We start from the raw sequence: 7253 nt of genomic DNA on the forward strand, positions 1-7253 counted from the left end.
TGCGCCAGCAGCAGCTCGACGGTCTCCGGGTCCGCCTGGCCGGCCGCGATCATCAGCGCGGTCAGCCCGCTGTCCGCGTCCCGGGTGTTGGCGTCCGCACCCCGGGTGAGCAGCGTGGCCGCGGCCGCGGTGTCCCGCCGCCGGACGGCGTCCAGCAAGGCCGCGCTGTGGTGGCGGCTGCGGGGATCGTCGTCGCCGCGGATCGCCCGGATGATCTGGGACGGGTCGGTGTAGGACTTCCAGCGCACGATCTTGCCGTCGCGCACCGTGAGCCACTGGACGAACTCGATCTCGAACGGCAGTCCGGTCGCCTTGATGGTGGACCGCTCGTGGACCACGCCGGCCGCGAACTCGCCGTCGACCGAGATGCGGACCAGTTCCTCCTTATCCACCTGGGCCACGCTGGTGAAGACGCCGAGGCTGTCCAGCACCGCCTGCCGGCCGTGGTAGGTGCCGATCCACGCCATGTCGTCGTTGTATCCGGGCACCGGCGCGTAGTTGATGAATTCGACGTCCTCGGCCAGGCAGTCGAGGGCGGTCGGGAAGTCCCCGGTGAAGAGCGCGGTGAACCAGCGCTCGGCGACCGCTCGGGTCTGCGCGGTCTGCTGGGACTCGGTCATGTCGGTTCTCCTACTCTGGGGGGTCACCAGGAGCCGACGGGGCGTTGGTCAGAGCCAGTCGGCCTGGATGAACTCGAGGTAGTTGCCCTCCGGGTCGCGCACGAAGACGACCCTGACGCCGAGGGCCGGAGCATCGGTCGGTTCCGTCACCAACTCCGCTCCACGCGCCTTGAGTTCGCTGGCAGTGGCGGCCAGGTCGGCGACGTAGAAGGCGAGTTGGCTGAGCCCGCGGAGCGCGCCGTGGTTCGGCGGCAGCGGGCGCCGCTGGTCGATGCCGTTGGCCACCCGCACCAGCTCGACCACCTGGGCGCCGTTGCCCAGATAGGCCACCTCGGCGTCGAACTGCGGCAGTTCGAGCCCGCGGATCAGGGTGAAACCGAGCACCGTGCGGTACCACTCGGCCATGCGGGGCAGGTCCGCCACCGACAGGCAGGCGGACAACCCCAGGACCGGCAGCGGGGCGGAGTCCGGCGCGGTCATCTGCGCACCACCGCTGCCCCGTTGGCCGGCGTGCGGTCGCGGCGGCCGGTGCTCGGCGCCGGTCCGACGCTCTGGCGGCCGGCGCCTCGCCGGCCGGCGGTGACCGTGATGGGAGTGTGCATGATCATCCCTCCGTTGCGGGAAAGGGGCTTGCTGTCACTATCTCAACACCCTGGGTCAGATTGCTCGTTCACTGCCGATGGGCCTGCCATTACGTTCATTCGCAAACGATCGGTGATCGTCGCGGGACCGGGCCGCGGCGCGGCCCCCGGACATGACGGAGCGGGGGTACCGGTCGACCCGGTACCCCCGCTCCCTTCTCGGTGCCGCGGCGGCTAGCGCCAGAAGTCGTCGTTGCCGGCGGCGCCCTCGCCGAAGAAGGCCTCCCGCCCGCTCACCACCCGGCCGTCCTTCCAGTGCAGCAACTGGACCAGGTCGGCGGCCAGCGTGCGGGAGCCGTCGGACTCGGAGCGGATCGCCGAGTTGCGGCACAGGTACGCCGAGACCTGACCGTCGATCATGATCTGCTCCTCCTCGGAGCGGAACGAACCGCCGGTGCGCTCCTGGCGGTCGCGCACGTAGCCGAGGAAGGCATCGAGCCCCCGGTAGGTGCCGGACAGCGGGTTGTCGCCCGGCACCGACCAGCTGACGTCCTGGTCCCAGTACTGCTCGACGGCGGCGCGGTCGCCGCCGTCCAGCGCGGCGTAGGCGGCCCGGACCCGGGCGACGGTGACCTTGACCGCCAACTCCTGCTCCGAGCTGACGATGCCGCCGCGCATCATCTCGTCGGTCACCAACTGGCCGCCGATCGAGGTGGCGCCGAGCTTCAGGTCTTCCACGGTCACGTAGGTCAGGCGTCTGGTCACCTCACCCATGACGGTGACCAGGGCCTCGGTCATCTCGGTGGTGATCTGGGCCTTCTCGGCCGCGGTGGCGAAGCCTTCCATGAGGCTCACCCGGATGATGGGCATGGAGATCCTCGATTCGTGGAGTGAGGGGGGTGCGCTGCCGCTTTCTGCCGGGGCGGGCGCGGACGGGCGGTTCGAGTGGCGGGTCGGTCGGCGACCCGGAGGACGTCGGCGGATCGGTCGGCGCCCCGGAGGACGTCGAAGCGGCGGGTCAGTCGGCGACCCGGAGGACGTCGAAGCGGCGGGTCAGTCGGCGACCCGGAGGACGATCTTGCCCTTGGCCCGGCCGGTCTCGATCAACTCATGGGCCTTGTCGGCGCGTTCCAGCGGAAGCACGGTGTCGATGATCGGCTTGATCGCGCCGCGCTCGATGAGTGCGGTGAGGTCCTCCAGGTCGGTGCGGTCCGCCTCGACGGTCAGCGACACGGCCCGCAGGCCGAGCCGCTCGGCCTCGGCGATCGTCTGCGGGTCGGGCGGCACCGGCAGCGAGACCAGCACCCCACCGGTGCGCATGGTGCGCAGCGAGCGCAGCCCGTTCTCGCCGGCCACGGTGTCGACCACCACGTCGATGTCGTGGGCCAGTTCCTCGAAGCGGACCTTGGTGTAGTCGTGGATCTCGTCGGCGCCGAGCGATTTGACCAGCTCGACCCGGTCGGTGGAGACGGTGGCCGCCACCCAGGCACCGCGGGCCCGGGCGATCTGCACCGCGATGTGGCCGAGTCCGCCGGCGGCGCCGTGCACCAGCACCCGGCTGCCCGGGCCGATCCGCCCGACGCTGACCAGGCTCTGCCAGGCGGTCAGCGCCACCAGCGGCACCCCGGCGGCCTCCTCGTGGCTCAGCACGCTCGGCTTGGGCGCCAGCTGGCGCGAGTCCGCCGTCACGTACTCGGCGTAACCTGCGCCCACTCTGGGGAAGTTGACCATTCCGTAGACCTGGTCGCCGACCTTGAAGCGGGTCACCCCACTGCCGATGGCGACGACCTCGCCGGAGACGTCCCAGCCGATGGTGAACGGCAGCGGCCCCTGGGTGGCCAGGATGCCGCCGCCGGAACGGGTCTTGCAGTCCACCGGGTTGACGCCGGCGGCGTGCACCCGGATCAGCACCTCGGTCCAGAGCGGCTCCGGACGGGGCACCTCCTCGATCTTGAGCACCTCCGGACCGCCGAAGCTGTGCTGGCGGATCGCGCGCATGGTTTCGGGCATGTGAGGCTCCTTGTCCGAGCTGGCAGGACAGAACGGGACTGACTGAGGACGGTGACCGCGGTGGGTGGCAGAACGGCCCCGCGCCCGAACCGGATTCAGGACGACGCGGTCTGGATGAACTCGATCAGGTGGTCCTCGGGGTCGCGGATGAAGGCGACCCGCAGTGCCAGCGGGGCCACGTCCACCGGGCCGACCACCGGCTTCACGTCCACCGCGGCCAGTTCCGCCAGGACGGCGTCGAGGTCGTCGACGTAGAAGGTGACGTGGCTCGGGCCCTGGGCGAAGCCGTGCTCCGGCGGATCGGCCCGGCGCAGGCCGACCGAGCCGGTCCGCTCCGCCAGCTCCAGCCGCAGCGCGCCCCGGCCGAGGAACGCGATCCGCTCGCCCCGCTCGGGAATATCCAGCCTTTTGATCATTTCCAGGCCGAGAATTCGTCGGTACCAGTCCACTGATCGTTCGATATTTGCAACCACGATGCAGGCCGACATCGATATTGCGTGATCTACAACTCGCTGCTGCGTCAAGTCGGTGGACATTGCCCCTCCGTTGTCCTCAAGAATGCAAGCGGCCGATAGTTCTTGGCCCGGTCCCGTCCGCAGTCTTTCGGAGCGTAGAGTATTGACTCTTCGATTGACAATGATTGATGCTGGCGGTTCTCTGGTGGGGCGTCACTTTGTCCCGCTCTGAGACCGAGGAGCCGTACACCTCATGTCTGCCATTGATCGTGCATCCGCGATCGCCCCGGAAGAGCAGTCCGCGAGAAGGAAGCAGTTGGCGCTGCTGATTCTTTGCGGCGCGGTTTTCCTGGACGCGCTCGACATCTCCCTGCTGGGGGTGTCGCTCCCCAGCATCAAGAACGGCCTGCACCTGTCCGACGGATCGCTGCAGTGGCTCGTGTCCGGCTACACCGTCGGCTACGGCGGTTTCCTGCTGCTCGGCGGCCGGGTCGCGGACATGGCCGGCCGGCGTCGGACCTTCATGGCCGCGACCGTGCTCTTCATCGTCGCCAGCCTGCTGGGTGGCGTGCTGACCTCCGGCGCGCTGCTGATCGCCACCCGGGTGCTGAAGGGCATCGCCGCCGGTTTCACCGCACCGGCCGCGATGTCGCTGATCACCACCACCTTCAAGGAGGGGCCGGAGCGCAACCGCGCGCTGGGCTTCTTCGCCATGACCGGGGCCGGCGGCTACAGCTTCGGCCTGGTGCTCTCCGGCGTGCTCACCGAGATCAACTGGCGCCTGGTGTTCTTCGCACCGGGCCTCATCGCGATCCTGGTGCTGCTGGCCACCCCGGTGATCCGGGCGGACGAGCGCCGCACCGGCCCGCGCCAGAGCTTCGACGGCGCCGGAGCCCTCTCCGTGACCCTGGGCATCATGCTGCTGGTCTACGCGCTGGTGCAGGCGCCCGGCTGGGGCTGGGGCTCCGGCGCCACCATCGGCTGCCTGCTGGGCGCCGTCGCGCTGCTCGGGCTGTTCGTGTTGATCGAGTCCAAGCACAAGTCGCCGCTGGTCCCGCTGTCGCTGTTCCGGGCCCGCACCCTGAGCACCGCCAACCTGGTCAGCCTGGTCTGGGCCGGCTCCACCATCGGCTGGCAGTTCGTCGCCACCCTGTACCTGCAGGAGGCGATGCACTACAGCGCGCTGCGCACCGCGTTCTGCTTCCTGCCGCTCGGCGTGATCATCGTGGCGGTCGCCAAGTTCGCCTCCGGCCCGATGGTCAACCGCTTCGGCATGCGGGCCGTGCTCACCCTCGGCATGACCATCCAGGCCGTCGGCGTGCTGCTCTACCTGGGCGTCGGCATGCACAGCGGCTACGCGGCGGCGATGCTGCCCGGCATCATCCTGCACGGCATCGGCAACGGCCTGGTCTACCCGTCCGTCAACATCGCCGGCGTCAACGGCGTGGCGGACGACCGGCAGGGCGTGGCGGCCGGCCTGATCACCGCCTCCTACCAGGTCGGCGCCGGCGTCGGCGTGGCCGTGCTGGCCGCGGTGCTGACCGCCACCCAGCACGGCAACTCGGTGAGCGGCTACCACTGGGCGTTCCTGGTCGCCGGGCTGTTCTCGGTGGTCGGCCTGGTGGTCGGCTTCCTGGGGCTGCGCCGCGGCTCCGGCGCCAGCCACCCGGTGGCCGGCGCGACCACCGACACCACCGCCGACCAGTCGCTGACCCAGGCGGCCAGCGAGGCCTGAGCGGCCAGGCACCTCCGGCTCCCGCCGAAACCAATCGTAGGCAATACGAATTGTTTTTCGCGGGGACTTGTTCAACTCGGTGATTGACCGTCTGTCATGCAGCTTGGAAGCTATGTGACCGAAGCCGGAGGTGTGATGGACGAGACCACTGAGACCGCTCCGCAGCGGCCCGCAATCGATGTCGCCCGGGAATTCATCTCGGCCGCGAACGAGGGCGACACCGCGGCGCTCGAAAGGCTGCTCGCCCCGACCGTCAGAATTGACATGGCCGGGACGGTGATCAGTGGCCGGGGGCCGGTGCTGAAGCAATTCTTCGAGCCCTGGGTGGTCCGGGTCTCGGGCCGTTACACCGAGACCGGAGTGCTGAACGAGGCGGACGGGGTGACCGTCCGGTACCGGTTCCGCACCGCGGCGGGGCTGCGCGAGGAGCTGGCCTACACCTATCGGATCAGCGGCGGAGTGATCACTCGGATCGACGGCCGCTTCACCTGACGCCCTTGCCGGCGGCCGGCTTCCGACCGGCCGCCGGCTTCCCACGTGCCGGATCGAACGTCCGGCGGAACGACCGAGGAGACAGACCCGTGGAGAACCCGGTAGCGGTGATCGGTGGCGCCGGAAGCGTCGGCCGACTGGTGGTGGCCGGCCTGGTGGCCCGCGGCGAGCAGGTGCGGGTGGTCAGCCGCCGGGCCCGCGCCGCCGCCGGCGGCACCCAGGCGTTCCAGGCCGACGTGCGCGACCGCGCGTCGCTGGCCGCGCCGCTGGCGGGCTGCTCCGCCGTGGTGTTCAGCGTCGAGCCGGGCACCGCCAACAGCGGCCCGAACAGCCCCGAGGCCACCATGCACAGCGGTGTCCGCAACATGCTGGACGCCGCCACCGCCGGCGGCGAGAAGCCGCACATCGTGCTGGTCAGCCAGATCTACGTGACCCGCAAGAACCACCCGATCAACGCCACCGGTCGGATGCTCGACTGGCGGCTGGCCGGCGAGGACGCCGTCCGGGCCTCCGGGCTGCCCTACACCGTGGTCCGGCCGAGCTGGCTGACCGGTGGTCCGGGCGGCACCGCGGTCCGCCTCGAACAGGGCGACCGGGGCGACGGCCAGATCACCCGTCAGGACGTCGCCGACGCCTGTGTCGAGGCGCTCTACAGCCCGGCAGCGGTCGGCAAGACCTTCGAGATGTACAACACGTCCGGCGGCGCTCGCGCCGACTGGGACGTCCTGTTCGCCAACCTGCAGCCGGACGCAGTCCGTTAGGAGGACGCTCGGATGGACAGCAAGCGCACGCACGAGGCCGTCGCGCAGTGGTTCGACGCACTGGGCCGCGGTGACATGGAGTCCGTCATCAACGGCCTGGCCCCGGACGTCGACTTCGAGTTGCCGGTCGACCGGTACAACCGGGTGGTCAACTACCTGGGACGGCACAGAGGCCGCGACGCGGTGCAAGCGGCCTTCGCCGGCCGGGCCGAGACCACCGAGGTGCTGGAGTACGAGGTCCGCGACCTGCGGGCCGAGGGCGACACCGCCTTCGCCGTGGTGTACACCAGAGCGGCCCACACCCGGACCCGCCAGGAGTTCGAGATCGAGGACGCCCACCGGTTCGTCGTGGACGAGTCCGGGCGGATAACCCACTGGAAGGTCTACTTCGACCCCGACACCGAGGTCGCCGCGTTCACCGCCGACCGGCAGGAGCGGCTGATCCAGGCCGCCTGGGCAGGGGACACCGCGGCCGTCCGGACCCTGGTCGAGGTGGAGAACGCCGACGTCAACCGGGTCGACCCGGCCAGCGGTCTGACGCCGCTGCTGATCGCGGCCGGCCGCGGCGACGACGCCCTGGTGAACCTGCTCCTGGACTC

9 protein-coding genes are annotated in these 7253 nt (G+C 70.2%); 4 read left to right on the top strand and 5 right to left on the bottom strand.

Annotation, left to right across the window (positions count from 1 at the left end; translation table 11 throughout):
- From LN042_RS36260 to LN042_RS36280, 5 genes are all read right to left on the bottom strand, one after another.
- On the bottom strand, positions 1–620 hold a 620-nt coding region (locus LN042_RS36260), incomplete at its 3' end, for a nuclear transport factor 2 family protein (protein WP_230055727.1).
- 48 nt (positions 621–668) lie between these two features.
- Entirely contained in the window at positions 669–1100 is a 432-nt protein-coding gene (locus LN042_RS36265) for a VOC family protein (protein WP_230055728.1), read from the bottom strand.
- 335 nt (positions 1101–1435) lie between these two features.
- Positions 1436–2071 carry a nuclear transport factor 2 family protein gene (locus LN042_RS36270; protein ID WP_230055729.1) on the bottom strand — a complete coding sequence of 212 codons (636 nt, stop codon included), beginning with the start codon at positions 2069–2071 and terminating at the stop codon, positions 1436–1438.
- A 183-nt stretch (positions 2072–2254) separates the two neighbouring features.
- Positions 2255–3211 (bottom strand): NADP-dependent oxidoreductase, encoded by a 957-nt coding sequence (locus LN042_RS36275; protein ID WP_230055730.1) that lies wholly within the window; start codon positions 3209–3211, stop codon positions 2255–2257.
- 95 nt (positions 3212–3306) lie between these two features.
- Positions 3307–3747 (bottom strand): VOC family protein, encoded by a 441-nt coding sequence (locus LN042_RS36280; RefSeq protein ID WP_230055731.1) that lies wholly within the window; start codon positions 3745–3747, stop codon positions 3307–3309.
- A gap of 172 nt (positions 3748–3919) precedes the next feature.
- On the opposite strand from LN042_RS36280, the gene LN042_RS36285 reads away from it, so the two are divergent.
- The 4 genes from LN042_RS36285 to LN042_RS36300 form a co-directional block, all read left to right on the top strand.
- Positions 3920–5401, top strand: coding sequence for an MFS transporter (locus tag LN042_RS36285; RefSeq protein WP_230055732.1), 1482 nt, complete (start codon positions 3920–3922; stop codon positions 5399–5401).
- A 135-nt stretch (positions 5402–5536) separates the two neighbouring features.
- The gene (locus tag LN042_RS36290) at positions 5537–5893 is read left to right on the top strand and encodes a nuclear transport factor 2 family protein (protein WP_230055733.1); all 357 of its coding nucleotides are present in this window, start codon (positions 5537–5539) and stop codon (positions 5891–5893) included.
- A gap of 89 nt (positions 5894–5982) precedes the next feature.
- Positions 5983–6654: an SDR family oxidoreductase gene (locus LN042_RS36295; RefSeq protein ID WP_230055734.1), complete on the top strand. Its 672-nt coding sequence runs from the start codon at positions 5983–5985 to the stop codon at positions 6652–6654.
- 12 nt (positions 6655–6666) lie between these two features.
- Positions 6667–7253, top strand: a 587-nt coding sequence (locus LN042_RS36300) for a nuclear transport factor 2 family protein (RefSeq protein WP_230055735.1), incomplete at its 3' end; no start/stop codon positions are given.

This window comes from Kitasatospora humi (genome assembly GCF_020907985.1).
GTDB lineage: Bacteria > Actinomycetota > Actinomycetes > Streptomycetales > Streptomycetaceae > Kitasatospora > Kitasatospora humi.

Coding starts and splice junctions, on each gene's coding strand:
- LN042_RS36285 (WP_230055732.1), top strand. CDS start 3,920: ATGTCTGCCATTGATCGTGCATCCGCGATCGCCCCGGAAGAGCAGTCC.
- LN042_RS36270 (WP_230055729.1), bottom strand. CDS start 2,071: ATGCCCATCATCCGGGTGAGCCTCATGGAAGGCTTCGCCACCGCGGCC.
- LN042_RS36275 (WP_230055730.1), bottom strand. CDS start 3,211: ATGCCCGAAACCATGCGCGCGATCCGCCAGCACAGCTTCGGCGGTCCG.
- LN042_RS36290 (WP_230055733.1), top strand. CDS start 5,537: ATGGACGAGACCACTGAGACCGCTCCGCAGCGGCCCGCAATCGATGTC.
- LN042_RS36280 (WP_230055731.1), bottom strand. CDS start 3,747: ATGTCCACCGACTTGACGCAGCAGCGAGTTGTAGATCACGCAATATCG.
- LN042_RS36265 (WP_230055728.1), bottom strand. CDS start 1,100: ATGACCGCGCCGGACTCCGCCCCGCTGCCGGTCCTGGGGTTGTCCGCC.